This is a genomic window from Pseudoalteromonas sp. SR41-8 (genome assembly GCF_014163915.1).
In the GTDB taxonomy this organism is placed as follows: domain Bacteria; phylum Pseudomonadota; class Gammaproteobacteria; order Enterobacterales; family Alteromonadaceae; genus Pseudoalteromonas; species Pseudoalteromonas rhizosphaerae.
This window is the reverse complement of record NZ_JACJEE010000001.1, coordinates 20,988-41,772: the sequence shown is the minus strand read 5'-3', so window position 1 is coordinate 41,772 and position 20,785 is coordinate 20,988. Positions and strand designations below refer to the sequence as shown.

The window sequence follows — 20,785 nt, the reverse complement described above, 5'->3', positions numbered from 1 at the left end:
TAAAAATATGATCTGAGCAAAAAAAAAGGCAAACTAACTTAGTTTGCCTATATCCAAATGATTTGGTTATAAATAGTAGGGGGATACTCATGTCACAAATAGCTTGATTGAAGCTATTGCCAATCAATCTATGTGGAATATGATATCCCTCTAATGTGTCATATTTATTACCTAGTAATTACTTTTTAATATAAAACATATCAAACCTATTACTGTGTAGCAGTAGACCAATCTAATTGCATGTCCCACACATAACGGTTTTGTTCTTCAAGTGGTGCTTGTGAGTCGTCAACTGTTTGCAGTACATTTTTAGCTTTTAATAGTGTTGCATCGCGGCCAAATAAGTAGCTCTGCTCTTTCATGATCGTAAAGTAGGCTTTATTAAGCTTAGTTGCGCGTTCTTTAGAGGGCGTAATTAACTCATATAAATTTTTTGCCTGCTTCACTCTTTGCTTATTCACAGTGCCATCTTGATTAAACCAACGCATGAGCATTTCTTGATTTTGACGAAATTCATCCCCGCCACCAACACGTTCAAAATAAGTTAAAAACTCCCCTTGCTGCTCATCTTTATTTGGTACATCGGTCATGGCTTTTAAATCAATATAACCCCAGCCATCACGCCCTTGTACTTTACGCGGAAATGAAAAGCTTTGATCATAAGTTGATCCCACCGTTTTATGACAGCCATTACAAAATGCCAGCTCTTGTTTATGTTGAGGCCTCAGATCACCTTGAGCATCTTCGATATAACCGTTTATAGTCCAACCAAACATATTGTTTATGCCTTTATCGCCTAGATAACGAGTTTGTGGCAGATTTTCAAAGTGCTTTTCTTTCGCTTCTTTATAATACGAGGAGGCCAGCAATTGCTTAGATTTAAAGCGATGCTTTTTCATGTAGCGGACTTCTTTCATGCGTGGTGCATTGTAGACTTGACCATCCTCATCGACACCAATGTAACGTACCGTATGTAAAAACTCAGTATCTTGTGGGTATAACTGATAACTTAACTCTATGTCTTTTGCATCCCCTACATAATTGGGCTGCTTAGTTATATTACTTACCAATGCCGATAACCTGCCATCGTTATTTAGATCCTGACCAATACGCCGCTCTGAAATATCTGGTGTACTTATCTGCGCTAAATCTTTTATCGCCATTTCAACCAGACTTAAGTTAGCGATATAAACATCCTGATTGTAGATGCCGTCACGCTCACGAAATTCTTTTCCAAGGCGGATCATTACATCACCGGTTGAACCGTTGGTTGGCCAAAAAGTACTTGGAAAAGGTTTATAGTTAAAGGCAACCCAATGGCTGCCATCTTTAGCAAAACCTTTTTCATCAAATGCCTGAGCTGGATAAGCTAAATTTTTAACTTCAGCTATTTCTCCTTGCCAATCAGGATTAGCTTTGAGTTTTTTAATAAAGCTGCCGTAATTATCTTGGTTTACCCAACTATTGATTTGATCGTCTGAAATACCCGCAATTAAATCGGTTCTATCAATGAAAAGATTCTTCCAGTGGTTTTTAAGTCCAAGATCTGAAAACTCGTACACACCTTGTAAATGCCCATCATTCATTGTATTTGGGCGATTTTTATCTTGCTTGTCTGTTTGATGGCAGGCATAACAAGGATTATTTTTGCCCTGGGTTTTGGTATAACACTGCGGTGGAATAACCGATTCCGGATTATATTCTTCATCATATTGCATATACGCAAGCGCGGGAATATCATCGCCCTCTTTATAAGGCGCTGAATATAGTGAGGTAGATGATGAGGTTTGTTGAACATACGTAACGTCGCTCATTGGCATCTCATTATCAAAACACCCAGTGAGTAAAACAACGTTCAGTAATATAAAGGGGGTTAAATACTTCATTTTTATGACTCTATTTTTTTCTAAAAAATGGGTAAACACAGGGTTTACCCACCTAAAAACGCTTTATCTAACGCTTAAATTACTTAGACTGTGGATCGTACATCCACAACGTATTGTTTTCTTGGAAGCCATCTTCACCAATAATGATACGACCATCACGCATAACAATCACATTGTCTGGTTGTGAAAGTTGTTCAACATCACAACGCTCAGCGCCAGTCAGGCTTGAACGATATGTACCGCCCATAATCACCGGTTCAATGCGAGTTAAGCTGTAACTTGTATCAATGTGCGCACGGTATACACCACCGCAGTCTTTTACTCGTCTTGATAGTTGAATATCGCCTTCGTCATCAACCATGGTGTTATCGAGATCTGAAATACCGATATACATGTACGCTTTTGTAACAACTTCATTTGCAATAACATCTTGCCCAGTGATCGCTTCGAGTACACGATCATGATTGATGCTAATACCTTCAAGCTTACGCCATTCGGCGGTAGCACCTTTCATTTTAGCCGCTTGGCGAGACTCTAAAAATGCGGCACGGTTATCCATCGGTTTGCCTGCTGTAACAGGGCTACCACCTTCGGCCTCGCTAGGGTATGTCGCTTTACCATCTGCCCATGCTTGTACATCAGCCAGTGACATATAACTTGTTTTACCGGCAACATAATCGCTGGTATTAATACCATCGTATTGTGCAATCCAGGTTTCAATATCAACATTGCTGCCACTGGCAAGCTCAACCCACTGCACATCAAAACCAGTGACAGTTGGCTCGTTTAAGCCGGCATCTTGGGTTAGTTTTGCACCATATAAAGTACCTGCGGATAAATCTTCTGGTTGGTCGGCAATAAATTTAAATAATACCCCACCGGTATCATCTTGTGATGAATATACGGTACGACGATCTGGCATAACTACCGAGTTTTCATGCTCATAACGACCAATGGTGTAATGCTTTACCACTTCTGGCGCATCGGTCATTGGTTTTTGAATTTCCGCGATATAACCATAACGGTAAGGATTTGGGAAATCAGGAGCAACAAGTGCTTCGATACCATCTGTACCTGTATCACTCGGATCATTCCATGATGCATCTGTGGTTGAGTTAACCGTTGAATTAACGATCCACTCTTCTGAAGTTAGCGGGGTGCCCCACGGAGAAACTGACCCAAAACAGTTAGCAGCCGTCCCCTTCACTGCGTCAAAGTTGATCATCATAGCATCGGTCACAGACCAAGCACCTTCTGCACTTTTTGACATTTTTAATCGGCTTACGCCACCAGGGTAAGATTCCCAGTTAGTAAAGAGGTAGCCTTCGTTTTCGCCTGCAGCAATAAAACCATTAAAATCTGGATTATTATTTTCGATGATTTTTTGATTATTATTAATACCGTAGTGCACACCTAAACCACCAGCCAGACCACTGTCACCTAACTCAGCATAAGTATCACCGGTTTGACCAAGAATTTGATATTCACCAAGCGCTGCAATCACAGTTTGGCGTTCAAACTCACTTTCTGGTACTGGCGAATTGATAATATTACGCGGTAAATTATTAAAGTTTACCCCACGTAATACGCCAACAGTGCCTCGATCAATAACTTTACCATTAACTGAATCTTTTGCCGTATTCGTGTCTGACGGATGCTGAACGTTGAAAAACAAGTCACCGCCATCACTTAAAAAAATGCCTGTGACTTCAGCCCCCGCTGGCACAGTCGCTAACCGTGTTAAGCCACTGCCACCATTTTTTCCATCAACACCATTAGCACCATCAACACCATTTGTGCCATCGCTGCCATTCGTGCCGTTAGCTCCATCCGAACCATTCACACCGTTGCTGCCATCTACACCAGCTTCACCGACAGGACCTTGTGAACCGGTCTCGCCCTGTTTTCCGTCGTCTCCGTTACACGCTGTTAATGCTAAAGTGACGGCTCCAGCAATTAAAGATAATGCTACACGCTTCATTACTTACTCCTTGAAATTGGCCTGTTAAAAGTTTCAACCGAGCCTGATTATTGTTAGAAAAATTTCAAGAATAAGTGTGACCAGAAGTTGTTTCAGTTCTCTTACATATAAATGATGTTTTAGGGACGTAACTTTGACTAATGAATTACATATTCCTAGTTGTATTGACTCAAAAGGCGTATGAATTGTTAAAAGCTAAAAAATGGCACTCTTTAGTGCCATCGATGCACTGTAAAGGGGATTTACAGTCATGGGGTACTGTTCTGTTTAACCATAATCAGGTTGTCAGTATCAAAGCCTTTTTGCTGCGCAAGCACTTTAAAGTCAGCTAAGCGTTGCTCACTCACTGTGGGGGTACGCGATAATAGCCACAAATAATCGTTATTGTAGCCAGATACGTACGCATATTGGTAATTTTGTTGGTCTAACTTAAATACAATATAAGAGCTGTAAAAAGGACCAAAAAACGATACTTTTAAATGACCAACATCATTGCTATCAACAAATTTCGCAGTACCTTGAGCCTCACTCCATTTGTTTTCCTCGCTATTAAAACCACGGTTTAGCACAGTTACAGAGCCATCATCGTTAATTGTATAATCCGCTGTTATATTATCTAAACCCCGCTCAAAAGAGTGATCTAATCGGGCTATTTCATACCACTTACCTTGGTACTGTTCGATGGAAAAAGGACTCACTGGTGCAACCTTATCGGGCATGCCAGTACAGCCAAGCAGTAAACTACTGACGAACAGAGTAAGAGTGATAAATAATTGATTTTTCATCGTTGATTCCTTGATAGTTAATTAGGCCACCAACGCAGTAAAGCATAAAAAGTTCACTTAATACTAGTTGTTCTAAAAGCCTTAGGTTAGGATCATTTTTTTACTAACTATTAGAAGTTAACAATGAAGATATGGGTTGATGCTGACGCCTGTCCAGTGGTGATCAAAGAAATTTTATTTCGTGCCGCAGAGCGTACGCAAACTGAAACAATTTTAGTCGCTAATCATGCAATGCGTATTCCGCCTTCAAAATACATTAGCCGGTTGCAGGTCTCATCAGGATTTGATGTGGCTGATGACGAAATAGTCAAACGTATTGCAGCCAATGATTTAGTGATCACCGGTGATATTCCGCTAGCATCAGAAGTAATCGATAATGGCGGCCAAGCGCTAAATCCTCGCGGCGAACTGTATACCAGTGAAAATATTCGCTCGTTACTAAATGTGCGCGATTTTATGGATACTATGCGTTCAAGTGGCGTTGAAATGAACGGCGGACCGCCACCGCTTAGCCAAAGTGATCGTCAAAACTTTGCTAATAATCTAGACCGCATTCTAGCTAAAAATAAATGAGTAAGGCTGCAAGTAATATAGGCTTTGGTGACCCAGCTTTTACAGTCGCTGTGTATATAGCGAATGTACCACCGATGCCACAGTACACCAACCTAAGTACAGTGACTTCATGTGTGGATGGACAAATTGCCAGCATCAACCAAGCCTGTGGTAATGGCTGGCGTAAAGTATTTAATGTATATGCTAAAGTATTATTTGCACTGCCTAGCGAGTATTACCAATTCGCCAAACTCGCCCCGACTTGGCAACACTATCGTGATGAACAACTGCTGCAGCTTAATAGTCAAACTGCCTTACTTTTTAGCCCTCCGGTTTTAAATAACAATAATACCTTGCATATTATTGCCGGACGCACCTATGCTAAAGCGCTGCTGCAGCAAGGACACCTACAGTGCCAATTACAGTGGTTAGATGAAGAATTTGCTATCGATAAAGTAAACAAGTTGATTGTGTGTCCATACTTTGATTACCGCCAACTTAGCAATATAAAAATAGCGCGACTTAGTCAGCTAGTTGCCCAGTGTTTTGTGGCAGAGTAAGACTTTGTTAACTAACCTTAAGGTAATTTGAATATTATGGACAATTTAACTTTATGAAAATCCTCGTCGTTGACGATATGCCTTTGATGCGCCATGTATTAATAAATATGTTAAGAAAACTAAATTATCACGATATTGTTGAAGCGACTGATGGAATACAAGCATTAAGTTTATTACAAAACCAAGGCTATGATTTAGTTATCACCGACTTGCATATGCCAAAAATGGATGGCAAAACTTTACTCAATCGTATTCGTGATGACCAAGAGTTAGCCGAAATCCCGGTGTTAATGATCACCTGCGAAGACAGCTCCACAGCAATCAAAGAAATTATCGCCGCGAAAGTGTCAGGCTTTATTGTAAAACCTTTTAATTTAAATGTGTTAGATAGCCAGTTAAAGAAAGTTATGAAGTTAGAAAGTTAGTCAATCTCAACGCTATGTTACTTTAAACATTGTTTAAGTGCGTCATCATCTTGCTGAAATCTAGATAATAACCAAGCTTGAAAAGCGATTACCTTTGGCCAATTAAAATGCTCCTTAGGGCCCACTAAATAATATTTATAGTGGCAGTTATATTCAAAATTTGGGTAAACTTCTAACTGCCCAAATTTGATATGGGACTCAATTAAACGTCGCCTCACTAACGCAATTCCTTGACCCGCCAACGTCGCTTGGATCACCAAGGCTGCGTTATCGATTTCTAAAAATACCGGCATTGCTGTAGTACTAATGTTTAATTCAGCCGCTAATGTTTGCCAACCACGCTCTGCATCAGGGCAAACATCCATAATTAACTGATGTTGTAATAATTGCGCCCTTAAAGGTAATTGTGGGGTAAGCAACCCTGGTTTATAAGCCAGTAACAAACTGTCATCAGCGACCAACTCACTGTGTAACTCTGGATATTGCCCTAACCCAAAACGAATGCCTAAATCAACCTGACCAGAGGCAAAATTTGCATGTTGATCGCTAGGATCAATACGTAAATGAATGCCAGGATGGTGACGTTGAAAATCATTAATATGTTGCAATAACCAACCACTGGCAAACGAAGGTAAAACCGATAAATTTAAACTATGTGGATTTGTATCTTGGCTTAACGAATTAATCCCAGATTGAAAATGACTAAACCCTTGCAAGATAGCCGGGAGCAATTGTTCGCCTTGGCGTGTTAGTTCTACAAATCGAGTTTGCCGCTTAAATAACCGACATCCTAAATGAGCTTCTAACAACCTGATCTGTTGGCTCACCGCGGCTTGGCTAACAAATAATTGTTCCGCAGCCAACTTAAAGCTACCCAATTCAGCCGCATGCTTGAAATACCAGAGACTTTTTAATGGGGGTAGAGTCATAGCCATTCACAGTTAAGAAAAACTAAAGCATAAGCAATTTTTAATCGTTTGTCAGCTTTTCTACATCAGGCAATACTTATATTACCAACCAAGCAAAATGAAGAGTTAACACAATGAAATATTTAATTATATTAGTTATTACATTAATTAGCTTTAGCAACCAAGCTCAAGCTAACACCACAATAAAACTTGATACCGATGAAGGCTACCCATACAAAAACTTAATCAACAAAGCGCAAAGAGTCGAATTACGTTATGTTGAAAATGATCATCAAGTGACCTGTAAAGTCAGTGTGCAAACCCTGCATAATCAATATATGGGGAAAGAGCAAACCGTTTCAGCTAAGCAATTTAAAAAGCAACCAATGGCGGCATGCTTAACTCGTATAAAAGCCAAGCAGATACTAAATATGTTATAAGCTATGGGAGCTTTATGCCGTTATTCCCAGCAACATAAAGCTCCTATTTTTCAGATTTCAGCTAAGTTATTTATTTCCACGGCTTTCGCTAATGCACTCTCATAAAATGTAAAAACTTGTTTTGTATAAGCTTGTTGATAATGCTCATCAAGTGCTTGTTGCGATACAAACCGCTCAACCAAAAATAAGCATGTTTGATTATCACCCGTGTATAACTCAAAGCGAATACAGCCCGCTTCAGCTAAAGTGGGTGCCACAATCGCTTGTAATTTACGTTTACACTCAGCGAACAACGCTGTCTTTGGGGTAATTTTAGCTACTATATTAATCATAAAATCTCACTACTTTCAAAGAAATGCATTCAATGCATTGAACCGGCAATCATAAAACGTTAGGGTTAAAGTTAAAGCTAAATTTAAATAAGTTGCCCATACTCCGAACAAAAACAACATAAAAAGCCATATCAACTTGATAAATGTAAAATGAATTTTCATAGTTGCGTCTATGCCCTACTACTATATTTTGATAGCAGCCGTTAAAATAGTGACCAAAATGCAAACTAAGATTGAGAAAATAACATGCTAGACGATCTGTATTTATTTACCGAAGTTGCGCGGCGCAAAAGCATGAGCCAAACAGCAACAGAGCTTAATTTAAATTTATCGACCTTATCGCGACGCATCCAAGCATTTGAACAAAAGTTAGGCACGCCACTATTACAGCGCAGTGCAAGAGGAATTTTACTCACCAGCGCGGGGCAGCATATTTATGACTCGCTCGCGAACACTGTTTTAACACTTTCGAGTCAGGTTGAGCAGGTAATAAGTAAACAAAATATCAACGAAGAATTTTATCTTCTGTGCCCACAAAACCTGATTGCCGGGCCACTAATGAGCGCAATTAGTGCGTTTCAAACATCGCACGCTCAGCTCAATTTGCATATTTATCCAAATAACTTAAACAGTCAGCTTAGCCAACAGCGCTTTAATTTAGCGATACGAATTGGCGAACAACAAGATTCAAGCTTTTATCAAAAGCGGCTCGGCTCAATTGCCACAGCGGTAATTACTAAAAAACAAACGGCACCGCAAAATCGCCTAATTTTGCCCTACACCGATAAACAACTTTCAGCAGCGCTGCTCAGCGAATTAAAGAGCTGTTTTGAGCATATCACCTATTGCTACGACATAACCATTGCACGCCAGCTAGTGCAATCGGGTGTGGGAGCTGGCTTATTGCCGATGAGCGAAATTGCCAGCTTAAACGCCAAGCAACAGTTTGCTTATGTAGCGCAAAACATACCGCTACCCGCTCGCCCTATTTACGCCATGTGGGCGCATACTCGCACGCCATCAGCCACCGCCAATAAGCTGATCACCAATATTCAGCAAGCAATCGCAGAGCAGCCCTGCTTACAAGGTGAAATTGTACCGCTCGGTAATTAATTTGCGCAGCCAAACTCTGCTATTAAATCGCCACTGTCAGGTTGTTTGCTTTGCTTCACACCACAACCAGGTTTCACTCATCAGACAACTCATATAAACCGCACACAAGTTTATTAACTAATTCGCTTTTGCGTGATCGCTACTGTAGTATCATAAATGAAGAATTTATAACCAATACAGATTTTTTACCATGTTCATAAATGCTAAATTACACAATGCGAACAGCTAAACGATTACGTAATATATGCAACGCCAGTCTGTTACTACTGTTGTGTGTAAGTAACGCCACTAAAGCAGTACCGACAGCGCAAAGTATTGACTCAACGACAATTCAACTTAGCGCAGGTGAATGGCCACCTTTTCTCAGTGAATCGCTGCCCTACCAAGGTGTAGTAGCGCATTTAATTCGCGATATATTTGCTGAAGCAGGCATTACCGTTAACTTTACATTTTTACCTTGGTCACGTGCATATCACGATACCGAAAATAACAAATATGCCGCTACTGCGGTATGGATGTTCAGTGACGAAAGAGCAACGGCTTACTTATATAGCGAACCGGTACTCAGTGAACGATTTGTGTTTTTTTATCAAAAGCAGCGCCATTTTGATTGGCAAAATATTGCAGATTTAAAAGGCCTATTGCTCGGTGGTGGGCTTGGCTATAGTTATGGCCCAGAGTTTGATAAAGCCCTTGCCGAAGGCTCTTTTGAAATGTCGCGGGTAGGTAATACCGAGCAAAACTTCCGCCGTTTAGCACTAGGGCGTATCGACGCCTTTGCTGAAGAGCAAAGTGTTGGCTACTTTACCCTAAAACACCAACTACCCGATCTTGTTAATGTTATTAGCCACCACCCCAAACCCCTGTTAATTAATAAAAGCTTCTTACTATTTCCAAAAAATAGCAGCGAAAGTGAAAAACTGCTCAACACCTTTAATCAGTACTTATTACAGTTTAAGCAAAACGGCCGTTACCAAGCTTACTTTAAAGGTTTAGAGCAAGGTGATTATCAGCCCCAAGCCAAGCTACAGCAACGAGTTAACCCGTAGATCATGCTTTACGTGACAATAAGCCTAACCAAACCCGGCGTTTACTTAGAGCGACCTTTTGCACTTTAATCAGATGCTGGCGTTGAAATTATTATTCGCCTCATTAGATGAGTTAGAAAGAGTTAAGTTGGCGGGCTAACAGAGAGAAGCTGTAAAATGCACTACCGCTGATATTTAAATAATCGACCTTCGTAGCAGCGATTTTATATCGCGACTTGTTTTGCACTTAATCTTTAAACCAGCGGTAAGCGCCAAAAACGCCCATAAAGGCAAGACAACCAACAGCCACTAATTGCCAAATTTTGTAGTTATAGCCTTCTTTTTCCAAAGCAACTGTATTCAAACGGGTATCAGCTTTTGACACTGGGGTTAGCGTCATCGAATGTGTAATTGTGGGTATTGCAGTAGTGTTTTGTTGAGATAAAACAACCGTTGGCTGTTTAACATTCGCGCTTGCTTTGCTTGGTGCTTGCCACTGGGCTTCAAATTTTGCACGCTGCTCAGCTCGATTTTCACTGCACCAAACAAAGTCAGTTTGTTGCATTTCTTTAGCACGGCAGCGCTCAGGGTATTGGTAAAAGCTACTCCACGCGAGTCGTTTGCTATCACTGTCGTATGTTTTACTATAGACCGTTGAATCATGAACTTTTTTATTTAATAAATCATTAGCAGATGAGCGAGTATAAGTTCGTGAACCTGAACTGTGGCTCCTCCCATTAGTTGGGCTTATGCAGTGACGACCCAATATTTCAAACAACTCAGTTGAGCGCCTGCGTAAACGCTCACCTTCAGCTGCCTTATACCCTGCCCTCATTCTATCCTGAACTTTTTCTCGCTCGGCTTTAATAGCATCACACCGTGATTGCGAATACTGCTCTGCGGCCAATGTGCTATTGCTTGAAATCACGCAGATAGCCAATAAAATCCTTTTAATCATATATACATCACTGTCGTTAAATTAGGGATAGCGTAGCAGTTTTCATCCTAGCAGCAAGCTTTTCAGTTTAAAATATCAGCCTCTCGCTTTATTCGCCTCATTAGATGAGTTTTCAAGTTGCAACGGCCCCGTAACAGTGATTTTATATCGCGTCTAAACTCATAGAGTATAGATCTCAACCTCCGCAGTTATTCTTGTTGCTTGAGCCTTGTTCAGACTAAGGCATTTGGCTTGCGACAGTAAATTATCGATACCAGCATATCGGCCATCATCACCTCGGCCTGTTTGTATATTTAACTTAAAAAAATTACAAATAATGGGGTTGTCTTCTAAACCGTCAATAAACACTTAAGCTTCAGAAGTCATCGTTAATCACCTGAGTTTTATTGCTTTTACGCTGTCTTGCATTATAACCCCCCCCCACATCCGCGGCTAGCTCGTTAATTTCATCCAGCAACGAGCCTTGCAATTGAAGAATAACGAGAGCTTCAAACAATATATCGCTTTTTATTACCTCACCTTGTTCAAGCTTTTGTACCGTGTAGCGAGATACACCAACCATCTTAGCGAACGTGCTTTGGGTATAAAGTAAAGTACGATGCTGGCGCGGTTTGATATAGCATTCCTCTAAAGCGCAGCGCCTCTTAATCTCTGTGGTGAATACATCACTTACAATCAATTTGCACAAAGAGAAGACAATGAGGGTAAATAAGAATACAACGCAACGGGCTTTGAGCTGCGAGCTGGTGCAAACCCTAGCGCCTAGTCACTTCCCTGTAGGAACCCGCTTTAGCTGTGATTGTTTTAAAAACAATTTTACCACCGAGCTCACCGAGGCGCGGCACTTCACAGAGAAGATAAAAAGCCACGGGTTAAGTATTAATCCTAGCACCTAGCTCCTTTTACTACCGTAGGCGTTAAGCTTGCTGACGCGGTCTTTATATTCTTTCTCTAAAGCGCAGCGCCTCTTAATCTCTGTGGTGAATACATCACTTACAATCAATTTGCACAAAGAGAAGACAATGAGGGTAAATAAGAATACAACGCACGAATACAATTCCCTAGAACCTAGAGCCTTTATCTTGCCTGTGATTGTTTTAAAAACAATTTTACCACCGAGCTCACCGAGGCGCGGCGCTACACAGAGAAGATAAAAAGTGCTTCGAGCGACGGTCTGCGGGCTAATCCAAGCCAGCTCCTTTTACTACCGTAGGCGTTAAGCTTGCTGACGCGGTCTTTATATTCTTTCTCTAAAGCGTAGCGCCTCTTAATCTCTGTGGTGAATACATCACTTACAATCAATTTGCACAAAGAGAAGACAATGAGGGTAAATAAGAATACAACGCACGAATACAATCCCCTAGAACCTCGTCACTTCCCTAGAACCTAGAGCCTTTATCTTGCCTGTGATTGTTTTAAAACCAATTTTACCACCGAGACGCTGCGCTACACAGAGAAGGTAAAAATAATGCGGGCAACGAGCTACGAGCAAATCCTAGAACCTAGCTCCTTTTACTACCTCACTTCACTACACCGAAGAAACTTAAATAAACGCTTTCATATTTGGTAACAGCCCAACCTGCTCACTCAGTTCGCCAGCTGCTTTATTGATAATGTTAATACATAAGCCGATGTGTTCTAGTTCACTATTAGACAAATTATTTGCAATAGCAGTCGCTTTAGCCATTGTTATTGCAGCTAATACTGACTGAATTGTTTGACTCATCAGTAGCTGCATACGCGCAAGAGAAATATCAAACTCATCAGCAAAATCAGCTAACATATAAGCCGTTATTTCATTACTAAAATTACCCGCGCCTTGTGAATTATAGTCACCTAGCGACATTGCATAATGCCTTGAAATAGCTAGCTTTGAACCACCTTTTGCACAATCAATCCCCGCCTGTTCAATAATCGCTTCTATGTTTACCAAATCGTAAAACGGTGTGAGCTCTAAACCATTTTTACCAACAAAAAAACTAATGTTTTTGCCGTGAGCATCATAATTACGCACTAGAATATTAAATGTCATCCAGCGAATAAGTTGCGCCTGATACGCTTGCACATTCACTGTTTCAATATTAAAGAGCTTAGGAAAAGAAACCCCATCTCGAATATAAATACCGTCGCCTTCATCACCGTGCTGACGCTCATATTTATAAGAAGGGGGTAAATTAGTCGCTTGGCACCCATCAATAACATGACGACGTAACACTCGGTTTTGCTCTTTAACAACACGCCTATCAAAACGATCGATAACAAAGGCCCGCATTTCACCATAGCTACGCAATTCAACGTCAGGCACATCAAGCCCTGCGCCTCTTGCCAGCAGCATAGTAAATAACTCATTTACGGCAATAAAAGGCGCAGCCCCCGTTTCAAACTTAAAGATTTTATTAGAGCATAACTGGCCTTCACCAAACCCTAGTTTGCCATCTATTTCGAGTAGGTTAAGCTTATCTTGAACCCCAGCAACCGAGAGCCTGGTTCGCCCATCCCAAAGTGTAATCGGCTCGCCAGCTTGCTTAAAACGGTTCAACTTTTGACTTAACTCATCTTTAGTTACTTCACGAAAGGAGGTTTGCTTTACTGCACAATTACTTGCTCTAAACGATAAAGCACCTGATGTCTCCTCGCCAATCACTTTAATTAAGCCGAAGGTGTTATTTTTTGAAATAGTCGTACTGCTAATTATTTCCTCAAGGCCTTTCCCCTCAGGCAATAAGTTTTGCAAATAATTACGTACTGCACGAGAGTCAAAATCGCCATTGAGTGGCAAATGTGGTGAAACTGCAAAACCCTCGTTGATCCATTTAGCCTCATAAGTAAATGAAATCTCATTTTCAGAGCCTATTGCCAGCGTTATCTCAGCCACCTTTTGCGATTGACCGATAAACACATCTAAACGATTGGTGTTAGTACCACTGTTCATCGCTCACCTCATCATTGCTATGAGCTATATCATCACTGACAAGGCTGAACGACAACCCTAAATACTCCATAACTTTTAGTACATTATGCAGTTGCACAGTTACATCACCTTTTTCTATTTTTATTAGCGTAGGCTTAGAAATAGCAAGCGCTTGTGATACATCCACTAATGTCAGCTTCATACCAGTTCGCTTTGCAGTAATGGCTTTAGCCAGCTGCATGGGCGAAAATGGCTTAGAAAGCTCAGGCATTTCAGTACGCTTAACAACTCTTCCGAGTGTTTTTTTGACGGAGGAATCGCTCATTTATGGTCAACTATAGTTTACTTATACAACCAATTCTAGAATACCTTAAGAAAAAGTCAACGACACTTTACTTTTAGACTAAATAATTAATCAACAAGACCATAAGTAAAATATATTTAACTTATGATGGCTTGTAATTAAATTAAAACCCATAAGTAAATTTTAATTGACTAGTTTATAGCGTAAAACTGGCAAGTTGAAAAAACGGGCTACGGATTAATCCTAGAGGCTAGTCACTTCCCTAAAACCTAGCTCCTTTACCTTAATCTGTGATTGTTTTAAAACCAATTTTACCACCGAGGGCCACTGAGGCGCGGCGCTACACAGAGAAGGTAAAAATAATGCGGGCAACGAGCTACGAGCAAATCCTAGCACCTAGCTCCTTTTACTACCGTAGACGTTAAGCTTGCTGACGCGGTCTTTATATTCTTTCTCTAAAGCGCAGCGCCTCTTAATCTCTGTGGTGAATACATCACTTACAATCAATTTGCACAAAGAGAAGACAATGAGGGTAAATAAGAATACAACGCAACGGGCTTTGAGCTGCGTGCAGCGAGCTGGTGCAAACCCTAGCGCCTAGTCACTTCCCTGTAGGAACCCGCTTTAGCTGTGATTGTTTTAAAACCAATTTTACCACCGAGCTCACTGAGGCGCGGCGCTACACAGAGAAGATAAAATGCTACGGGCTATGGGTAACAGGCTACGAATTAACCCTATATCCTAGTCACTTCCCTAAAGCCTAGCTCCTTTTACTACCGTAGGCGTTAAGCTTGCTGACGCGAAAAGCGAAGTTTTTGAATTGTAGCGGGAGTGTATCTCGCGCTTTGGTTTTTAATTAAATTTTACAAACCCATGCCTGCTAATTTAATTTTTGTAGCATAACCTCTTGCAGAAAACACCTTACATACGTGGTAAACAGAATCATCTTTATCAGCAGATACTCTATACGCTATTTTGGCTAGTTCTTTAGCGACATACATAGGAGATGCCGCTAATCCTTGTGGTCTTGGAACAAAGTTCATGGCCTTAGTACATTCTTTTTATGAGGCTAACATTTCCCAAACTAACTCAATCACTTTATCGTTAATCTCTATTTGGCTAGCTGTGCCTTTACTAAAAAACACCTCTAAGATCTTTTTTACGTCCTTGTCATCAATATCTTCATATTTTTTAGACATCATCCATTCCTTTGTTAAACATTATTTTTATCAGCAATTCTTTGCTTCCGTCAGTTCCTATACCGATAAACTCGTTAGGTTTACCTTCTTTAATATAAGCAACATAGTTTTTGTAAGCCGAGTTTTTTATTTCTAAATCAAAGAAGTAAACCCCTCCTTTATCATATTTAATACCACTAGTAGTTGATTTTAAAAGGTTCTTTCTTTGGGCTTTTATATATTCGTTTTCAGATTCACCTTGAGGTATATATATAGATAAAAGGAGTTCTTTCACTGTCAATTTATTACCTGAAACAAAGAAGTGATCTTCATGTGTGAAGTTTTCATCTTCAAATGAAATATCAATATAAGAACCCTCTTTCTTTAATTTATAGCCCACGATATTGCCTTCATTATCAACGGCTTTTTTACAGCTATCAAAGGGTGCTATTGGCTTTACTAATTGATAAATAGTGCGATCTTTACCCTGTAAGTCGCAATCTAAAATAGCTGCATTTACATGAAGCGAGCATAGAGCTAAAAAAGAGAGGTAGATTATTTTCATTTATATCCTTTAAATTAAATATGTTCCTATTTTGATGGTATCTGTTTTTTTTATGTGCAGCAATACCCATACAATATATGCAATTACTCCATAATCTTAATACGCTTAGCTTGTTGAAGCGAAAAGCGCAGCTTTTAAATTGTAGGCGAGTTTATCTCGCGCTTTGGGTTTTAATTGCAAATTTTTAGTTATGTCGCGTTGGCGACTGCAACCAAAGAGCATTTTCTACCAAATGAAAGCGCCGTCTTCTCTTTGGAATCGCTCGGCGCCCCGAGCATTTTTCACTTTCCTCAAAACTTCAATTGATATGAACGTAAATGCCGTGTACGGCGCGTAATTTGTCAGGCTAAAGCTTACTACCCTCTGAATCTATATTATTTACTAGTTCCTTAGATACTTCTTGCAGTGCTCTTTTAACATCTAAAGGTATAAAACCAAGATCTAAAGGATTAGAAAAAGCTAAATCTGAATTCTTAAATTCACGTAGATTTGCGATATTAGCTAAATAGCTCTCAAGTAATTCTGGCTTTGCTTTTCGCTTTAAGTTTTGACGAAATGTTTCTGTAAATTTACGTATTTCTTCAGGGTCGTCATCTTCAAAACGCTCACAATAAACTCGCCTTGCCATTTCAATTTGAGTTAAACCAAGCTCATTTATAATAAATTTAATTTTTTTTTGTAATTCTTTGCATTTATCCATTTTCTGTCCCAGTTTGTCCCAGCACCTTATTTAAGATGATTTTGCTCTCAAAGCGGAGAGCTTACATTTAAGTTAAATAAGGAAAATATCATGAAAAATATGAATCAAAGTGCCGCTGCACGAATTCAGGCAGCAGAAGCAAAAGCTAACAACGGTTTAGTTGAAAAAGGCGGCTTTGCAGAACGAGCTCAAAGAGCAGCTGCAAATAACCAACAAACTTCACGCCCAGCCCCACCTAATGGCCCGAGTAAAACAGGAAACCCTTCGGGCTCAGGCAGAGGTAATAATCCGCCAAAATCAAAATAAATAGTACCTTTAGCGATACGCAAGTATCGCTATCTACATTGGCTTAACTTACTAACAAAAGTGTTAATAAATTTCTGTTTGTTTGATGAAAGCTCTGCTTCAGGTACAACTTTCATTGTTTCATCTAATGCGCAAATACACATTCTGGCATTAACACGTAAATTATTTTTACTAATTTTTGCTTGAGGGTTAGAACAAAAACTAACTATTTCAACTATAGCACCGGTCGAATAGCGGCTAGGCTCAAGTAACTCTCTATCTAATTTATACGCACCCACAGCTCCTATTAATAGTGCAACTTTAGCTGTTAAAAGCGGTTTCTTAAATTTTTTATAAGTGTGACCTGCAAACGTTTTTGCACATTTATTACAAGTAATATGCTTTCCGTATTCTAAAGAGCTTTCTTCAGAACAGCAGGGGCAAACTAGGTTGAGCTGTTTTTCATTAGAGGTCATATTTGGTGAGTTTCTGCTAGCTTCCATTGCTATACCTTTCAAATCCTTATGCTCACACCTTATTGATATTACTTAAATAAATCAATAAAAAATTAACGTTACTTGAATAAATTTGTCGATACACTAAGAGTTATATATATTGAATTGAACTATGTCCTAATAGATTTGCAGAGAAATATTAGATCATACTAAAAACCGAAAACTCTTTAATTTAAGGAAACTCAGATATGGACATATTTCAATATTGGGAAAACATGAAGCAAGCGTCAGATTATAAACATCCTGACGATCTTATTGTTTTGAAAGAACTTGAAGATGACATCAAAGGGGATATTAACTTTGACTTCCCTCCGGGCCCGTACTGGGGACCAATTAAAAACGCAAAAATAGTACTCTGCTACGCAAACCCAAGTATTAACTCTCCATCTCTCGATACATTAAAATCTAAACATAATATAGTTACACTCATCAACCAATTAAAAGGAACTGAAAAATACCCTTATGAGTTAGATGGTTGGGGAAAATGGTTTGAGCAAAAAGCTAAAAGCTTATTTCCTGACATTAATAAGGAGCAAAGGTTAGAGCAGGCCAGCCATCAAATGGCTGTAATAAACCTAATCCCCTATGCTTCAGAAAATATGGATAATTTAGCAAGTATCGCAAATTGTTTACCAAGCTCGTGGATAGCACAACAGTTTCTCAGAGAGTATCTAATACCTAAAGCTAAGGAGGGTGAGATTTTGCTTATTATGTGTCGTTCAGCCCATCTTTGGGGATTAAAGTCATCTCATGGCTCAGAAAACATAATAATCAATAAAACTCGTATGGGTTTTACAACAGCAGTAAAAGACAAAGTACTAGCTTGGCGAAAAAACAACCTATAGGTATACAGTTTATTTGAAAATAAATTTTGTAAGCTTTGAGCATACCGACAACAATATTCAAATTTCTAGTTATGTCGCGTTGGCGACGGCAACCAAGGGGCGCATAGCGCCGTACGCCCCTTGAAACCCCACGGCGCCCCGAGCATTTTGCACTTTCCTCAAAGCCCAAATTGATATGAACGTAAACGCCGTGTAAGGCACATCCTTGTGCCAGTCACGGCTTCGATTGCTTCCATGCAATCAATTACTCATCAATTACGTCTTTTCGGGCAAAATGACGGGGGATTTAACTCAGCACTCGCCTGCAAATTTGTTGTTATTAAAAGCGTTATGTATATTAAGTTATCTTAACCGTTTGAGTAATTTTAATGAATGCTAACTCACCATCACCACTTAATTTTCTAGAATACCGTGATTTAGTAAAAAAGCTCGAACATGGAAAATCACTACCAACAGCTATTTATTTACATAAAACTGCGTTGAATGAAGCCATACCAGCAGAATTATTAAGCTTTATAACAAACACAATAAACAAACTTGATGTTCAACAACCGTGGAACCTAATTAAGCTTTATAAACGCGACTTAAAATTTACACTACTTAACTACCCTAATTTTGATGAATACGCTTACCCAGCACTCCATACCAGCCATACTATAGATGCCCAAGAGCTAACATTAAAAACAACTAACTACAGTGGCTCAAATAATCCACCCATATTGCACCGTAAAGAAACCTTTGTTCTCCCCAATTACCCTCACTATCCATTATTTAAAGATATTACTGAAGAAGGAGAGCAAATAGGCCTGTACCAAAATACCAAAAGCATTGGCTTTAAGCAGCAATGGTATAACTTAATTAAACGCAAAGGCTATAAGCTTGATGAACAAGGACGGCTGCATAAAGTAGCAGAATTACCAAAACCAGTAATTGAACATGAGCCACAAAAAATACAGCGTCATTTAACCGCAATAAATCGCGATAGGCTTTCTGCACCTTTTCAAAAATTGGCAAAGTATGGTTATTTAAATGGTGATTATTCAATACTAGATTACGGTTGCGGCCTAGCAGATGACGCAACTGAGCTTGAAGCCCACGGGCTTAATATAAATGCGTGGGATCCAGTGCATAGGAAAAACGGGAACAAACAAACGAGTGATATTGTTAATTTGGGCTTTGTACTCAATGTTATTGAAGATCAACAAGAACGAATAAACACACTAAAAGCGGCTTACCAGCATACAAAAAAATTGCTTTTAGTATCAGTAATGCTCGCCAATGAAGCCAAACAAGAACACTTTAAACAATACAAAGATGGCGTAATAACTAAATGGAATACGTTTCAAAAATACTATAGCCAAGCCCAAATAAGAGCTTACATAGAGCAAACCCTAAACGTTAACACAATGGCGTTTGGGCAAGGCATAATTGCTATTTTTAAATGCCCACAATTAGAAGAAGCACACCACCTAGAGCTGCAATTTCAAAACTATAACTGGCAACACATAACGCAAAGGCCACAACCAAAAGCATTACCCAAAGCTCAGCAAAAAACCCTGTTTGAAAAACACCAAACACTGCTTGATGATCTTTGGCAACATTGCCTGCACTTTGGCCGCTTACCAGCAAACGACGAGTTTGAGCAAAGTACAACACTGCGCAAATATTTTGCCAGCCATAACAAAGCATTTACCCTGCTGCAAAATTACTATGAGCAAAATGAATTTGAGCAAGCACAACAAAAGCGAAAACACGATTTACTGGTTTATTTTGCACTTAGTCTATTTGGTAAACGCCAAGCTAAAAGTCACATGCCTGCAAGGCTAACGCGAGACTTAAAAGTACATTTTAGTGATTACAACCAAGCATTAGAGCAAGCAAAACAACTGCTTTTCTCGATTGCAGAGCCCGCTAATATTGGTAATGCCTGTTATCAAGCCTATGAGCAAATTCAGCTCGGTGAGTTACACGACAACCACTCGTATATATTACCCACTCGTTACTTAAATCAACTCCCCGCAATATTGCGTGTTTACATAGGTTGTGCAGTGCAGTTGTATGGCGATATTGACGACGTAGATCTAGTAAAAATACACATGCGATCGGGCAAAGTTACATTTTTAAAATACGATGACTTTAATAAAAAGCTGCCGCTACTAACCGAGCGAATAAAAGTAAAAATGCTAGAGCAAGATATAGACTATTTTTACTACGGCGATACTTATCCCAATCAGCCGTTTTATAACAAAATAGATTATTTACAAAAATGCAGTAGCGAATACAAAAGCCAACAACGGTTTGATAAAAAATTAGCCGATATGCTCAAAGGCGTAACCAAAGCAGAGTGGCCCAACTGGCTCATATTACAAAAGGTGTTTGACTATTGGGCTGTTGAGTTGAAGGGAGATAAATTTCTCAAGAAATAAAATTACCAACCATAACAAAGAACTAGATTCAATCATTCCAGATATAGCAATAAAAGCTGTATTTATCACGTAAGGTACGTAATAATAT

The 20,785-nt window shown here is 39.6% G+C and carries 23 protein-coding genes; 9 read left to right on the top strand and 14 right to left on the bottom strand.

The window, feature by feature from the left end; translation table 11 throughout:
- Positions 1–209 precede the first annotated feature (209 nt).
- From H5162_RS00180 to H5162_RS00170, 3 genes are all read right to left on the bottom strand, one after another.
- Entirely contained in the window at positions 210–1,886 is a 1,677-nt protein-coding gene (locus H5162_RS00180; protein ID WP_182777285.1) for a hypothetical protein, read from the bottom strand.
- Positions 1,887–1,965: 79 nt separating this feature from the next.
- Positions 1,966–3,867, bottom strand: coding sequence for an alkaline phosphatase PhoX (locus H5162_RS00175; protein ID WP_145239870.1), 1,902 nt, complete (start codon positions 3,865–3,867; stop codon positions 1,966–1,968).
- Between the two features lie 248 nt (positions 3,868–4,115).
- Positions 4,116–4,652, bottom strand: a complete 537-nt coding sequence (locus tag H5162_RS00170) for a lipocalin family protein (protein ID WP_149981969.1) — start codon at positions 4,650–4,652, stop codon at positions 4,116–4,118.
- Between the two features lie 123 nt (positions 4,653–4,775).
- On the opposite strand from H5162_RS00170, the gene H5162_RS00165 reads away from it, so the two are divergent.
- Genes H5162_RS00165 through H5162_RS00155 form a run of 3 tightly spaced genes read left to right on the top strand, consistent with a single transcriptional unit; the run spans position 4,776 to position 6,189 of the window.
- Positions 4,776–5,225, top strand: coding sequence for a YaiI/YqxD family protein (locus H5162_RS00165; RefSeq protein WP_145239874.1), 450 nt, complete (start codon positions 4,776–4,778; stop codon positions 5,223–5,225).
- Positions 5,222–5,764, top strand: a complete 543-nt coding sequence (locus tag H5162_RS00160; RefSeq protein WP_182739997.1) for a DUF6942 family protein — start codon at positions 5,222–5,224, stop codon at positions 5,762–5,764. The genes H5162_RS00165 and H5162_RS00160 overlap by 4 nt, the downstream gene beginning before the upstream one ends.
- 53 nt (positions 5,765–5,817) lie before the next feature.
- Positions 5,818–6,189 carry a response regulator gene (locus H5162_RS00155; protein ID WP_145239878.1) on the top strand — a complete coding sequence of 124 codons (372 nt, stop codon included), beginning with the start codon at positions 5,818–5,820 and terminating at the stop codon, positions 6,187–6,189.
- 17 nt (positions 6,190–6,206) lie between these two features.
- Here the strand turns inward: H5162_RS00155 and H5162_RS00150 are convergent, their stop codons facing one another.
- A complete protein-coding gene (locus H5162_RS00150; protein WP_182777283.1) occupies positions 6,207–7,118 on the bottom strand; it encodes a LysR substrate-binding domain-containing protein in 912 nt (303 codons plus the stop codon).
- A 113-nt stretch (positions 7,119–7,231) separates the two neighbouring features.
- On the opposite strand from H5162_RS00150, the gene H5162_RS00145 reads away from it, so the two are divergent.
- Complete coding sequence (locus H5162_RS00145) at positions 7,232–7,537, top strand: hypothetical protein (protein ID WP_145239882.1); 306 nt, start codon at positions 7,232–7,234, stop codon at positions 7,535–7,537.
- A gap of 50 nt (positions 7,538–7,587) precedes the next feature.
- Here H5162_RS00145 and H5162_RS00140 read toward each other — a convergent pair whose 3' ends face one another.
- Complete coding sequence (locus H5162_RS00140; protein WP_145239884.1) at positions 7,588–7,869, bottom strand: putative quinol monooxygenase; 282 nt, start codon at positions 7,867–7,869, stop codon at positions 7,588–7,590.
- Positions 7,870–8,115: 246 nt separating this feature from the next.
- On the opposite strand from H5162_RS00140, the gene H5162_RS00135 reads away from it, so the two are divergent.
- The gene (locus H5162_RS00135; protein WP_182760087.1) at positions 8,116–8,982 is read left to right on the top strand and encodes a LysR family transcriptional regulator; all 867 of its coding nucleotides are present in this window, start codon (positions 8,116–8,118) and stop codon (positions 8,980–8,982) included.
- Positions 8,983–9,182: 200 nt separating this feature from the next.
- Positions 9,183–10,031, top strand: coding sequence for an ABC transporter substrate-binding protein (locus tag H5162_RS00130; protein WP_259398154.1), 849 nt, complete (start codon positions 9,183–9,185; stop codon positions 10,029–10,031).
- 226 nt (positions 10,032–10,257) lie between these two features.
- Here the strand turns inward: H5162_RS00130 and H5162_RS00125 are convergent, their stop codons facing one another.
- The 8 genes from H5162_RS00125 to H5162_RS00090 all read right to left on the bottom strand — a co-directional run bounded on the left by H5162_RS00125 (position 10,258) and on the right by H5162_RS00090 (position 16,626).
- Positions 10,258–10,968: a hypothetical protein gene (locus tag H5162_RS00125; RefSeq protein ID WP_182777281.1), complete on the bottom strand. Its 711-nt coding sequence runs from the start codon at positions 10,966–10,968 to the stop codon at positions 10,258–10,260.
- A gap of 355 nt (positions 10,969–11,323) precedes the next feature.
- Positions 11,324–11,530: a hypothetical protein gene (locus H5162_RS00120; protein ID WP_259398153.1), complete on the bottom strand. Its 207-nt coding sequence runs from the start codon at positions 11,528–11,530 to the stop codon at positions 11,324–11,326.
- 981 nt (positions 11,531–12,511) lie between these two features.
- Positions 12,512–13,900, bottom strand: a complete 1,389-nt coding sequence (locus H5162_RS00115; RefSeq protein ID WP_182777279.1) for a HipA domain-containing protein — start codon at positions 13,898–13,900, stop codon at positions 12,512–12,514.
- Positions 13,884–14,204 (bottom strand): helix-turn-helix domain-containing protein, encoded by a 321-nt coding sequence (locus tag H5162_RS00110; protein ID WP_145242858.1) that lies wholly within the window; start codon positions 14,202–14,204, stop codon positions 13,884–13,886. Before H5162_RS00110 ends, H5162_RS00115 begins: the two co-directional genes overlap by 17 nt.
- A gap of 842 nt (positions 14,205–15,046) precedes the next feature.
- A complete protein-coding gene (locus H5162_RS00105) occupies positions 15,047–15,226 on the bottom strand; it encodes a hypothetical protein (protein WP_182777277.1) in 180 nt (59 codons plus the stop codon).
- An 18-nt stretch (positions 15,227–15,244) separates the two neighbouring features.
- Positions 15,245–15,382: a hypothetical protein gene (locus tag H5162_RS00100; protein ID WP_182777275.1), complete on the bottom strand. Its 138-nt coding sequence runs from the start codon at positions 15,380–15,382 to the stop codon at positions 15,245–15,247.
- Entirely contained in the window at positions 15,375–15,926 is a 552-nt protein-coding gene (locus H5162_RS00095) for a hypothetical protein (RefSeq protein ID WP_182777273.1), read from the bottom strand. The genes H5162_RS00100 and H5162_RS00095 overlap by 8 nt, the downstream gene beginning before the upstream one ends.
- 346 nt (positions 15,927–16,272) lie before the next feature.
- On the bottom strand, positions 16,273–16,626 hold the full coding sequence (locus tag H5162_RS00090) for a hypothetical protein (protein ID WP_182777271.1): 354 nt from the start codon (positions 16,624–16,626) through the stop codon (positions 16,273–16,275).
- Positions 16,627–16,716: 90 nt separating this feature from the next.
- Between H5162_RS00090 and H5162_RS00085 the strand changes: the two genes are divergently transcribed.
- The gene (locus H5162_RS00085) at positions 16,717–16,932 is read left to right on the top strand and encodes a hypothetical protein (protein ID WP_182777269.1); all 216 of its coding nucleotides are present in this window, start codon (positions 16,717–16,719) and stop codon (positions 16,930–16,932) included.
- A 29-nt stretch (positions 16,933–16,961) separates the two neighbouring features.
- Here H5162_RS00085 and H5162_RS00080 read toward each other — a convergent pair whose 3' ends face one another.
- Entirely contained in the window at positions 16,962–17,414 is a 453-nt protein-coding gene (locus H5162_RS00080; protein ID WP_182777267.1) for a hypothetical protein, read from the bottom strand.
- Between the two features lie 200 nt (positions 17,415–17,614).
- Between H5162_RS00080 and H5162_RS00075 the strand changes: the two genes are divergently transcribed.
- Positions 17,615–18,271 carry a hypothetical protein gene (locus tag H5162_RS00075; protein ID WP_182777265.1) on the top strand — a complete coding sequence of 219 codons (657 nt, stop codon included), beginning with the start codon at positions 17,615–17,617 and terminating at the stop codon, positions 18,269–18,271.
- 368 nt (positions 18,272–18,639) lie between these two features.
- Positions 18,640–20,697 (top strand): DNA phosphorothioation-associated putative methyltransferase, encoded by a 2,058-nt coding sequence (locus H5162_RS00070; protein WP_182777263.1) that lies wholly within the window; start codon positions 18,640–18,642, stop codon positions 20,695–20,697.
- Positions 20,698–20,785: the final 88 nt, after the last annotated feature.

Bases quoted from the DNA above. Each gene is read 5' to 3' on its own strand.
- H5162_RS00180 (WP_182777285.1), bottom strand. From the start codon at position 1,886: ATGAAGTATTTAACCCCCTTTATATTACTGAACGTTGTTTTACTCACT.
- H5162_RS00175 (WP_145239870.1), bottom strand. From the start codon at position 3,867: ATGAAGCGTGTAGCATTATCTTTAATTGCTGGAGCCGTCACTTTAGCA.
- H5162_RS00170 (WP_149981969.1), bottom strand. From the start codon at position 4,652: ATGAAAAATCAATTATTTATCACTCTTACTCTGTTCGTCAGTAGTTTA.
- H5162_RS00165 (WP_145239874.1), top strand. From the start codon at position 4,776: ATGAAGATATGGGTTGATGCTGACGCCTGTCCAGTGGTGATCAAAGAA.
- H5162_RS00160 (WP_182739997.1), top strand. From the start codon at position 5,222: ATGAGTAAGGCTGCAAGTAATATAGGCTTTGGTGACCCAGCTTTTACA.
- H5162_RS00155 (WP_145239878.1), top strand. From the start codon at position 5,818: ATGAAAATCCTCGTCGTTGACGATATGCCTTTGATGCGCCATGTATTA.
- H5162_RS00150 (WP_182777283.1), bottom strand. From the start codon at position 7,118: ATGACTCTACCCCCATTAAAAAGTCTCTGGTATTTCAAGCATGCGGCT.
- H5162_RS00145 (WP_145239882.1), top strand. From the start codon at position 7,232: ATGAAATATTTAATTATATTAGTTATTACATTAATTAGCTTTAGCAAC.
- H5162_RS00140 (WP_145239884.1), bottom strand. From the start codon at position 7,869: ATGATTAATATAGTAGCTAAAATTACCCCAAAGACAGCGTTGTTCGCT.
- H5162_RS00135 (WP_182760087.1), top strand. From the start codon at position 8,116: ATGCTAGACGATCTGTATTTATTTACCGAAGTTGCGCGGCGCAAAAGC.
- H5162_RS00130 (WP_259398154.1), top strand. From the start codon at position 9,183: ATGCTAAATTACACAATGCGAACAGCTAAACGATTACGTAATATATGC.
- H5162_RS00125 (WP_182777281.1), bottom strand. From the start codon at position 10,968: ATGATTAAAAGGATTTTATTGGCTATCTGCGTGATTTCAAGCAATAGC.
- H5162_RS00120 (WP_259398153.1), bottom strand. From the start codon at position 11,530: ATGGTTGGTGTATCTCGCTACACGGTACAAAAGCTTGAACAAGGTGAG.
- H5162_RS00115 (WP_182777279.1), bottom strand. From the start codon at position 13,900: ATGAACAGTGGTACTAACACCAATCGTTTAGATGTGTTTATCGGTCAA.
- H5162_RS00110 (WP_145242858.1), bottom strand. From the start codon at position 14,204: ATGAGCGATTCCTCCGTCAAAAAAACACTCGGAAGAGTTGTTAAGCGT.
- H5162_RS00105 (WP_182777277.1), bottom strand. From the start codon at position 15,226: ATGAACTTTGTTCCAAGACCACAAGGATTAGCGGCATCTCCTATGTAT.
- H5162_RS00100 (WP_182777275.1), bottom strand. From the start codon at position 15,382: ATGTCTAAAAAATATGAAGATATTGATGACAAGGACGTAAAAAAGATC.
- H5162_RS00095 (WP_182777273.1), bottom strand. From the start codon at position 15,926: ATGAAAATAATCTACCTCTCTTTTTTAGCTCTATGCTCGCTTCATGTA.
- H5162_RS00090 (WP_182777271.1), bottom strand. From the start codon at position 16,626: ATGGATAAATGCAAAGAATTACAAAAAAAAATTAAATTTATTATAAAT.
- H5162_RS00085 (WP_182777269.1), top strand. From the start codon at position 16,717: ATGAAAAATATGAATCAAAGTGCCGCTGCACGAATTCAGGCAGCAGAA.
- H5162_RS00080 (WP_182777267.1), bottom strand. From the start codon at position 17,414: ATGGAAGCTAGCAGAAACTCACCAAATATGACCTCTAATGAAAAACAG.
- H5162_RS00075 (WP_182777265.1), top strand. From the start codon at position 17,615: ATGGACATATTTCAATATTGGGAAAACATGAAGCAAGCGTCAGATTAT.
- H5162_RS00070 (WP_182777263.1), top strand. From the start codon at position 18,640: ATGAATGCTAACTCACCATCACCACTTAATTTTCTAGAATACCGTGAT.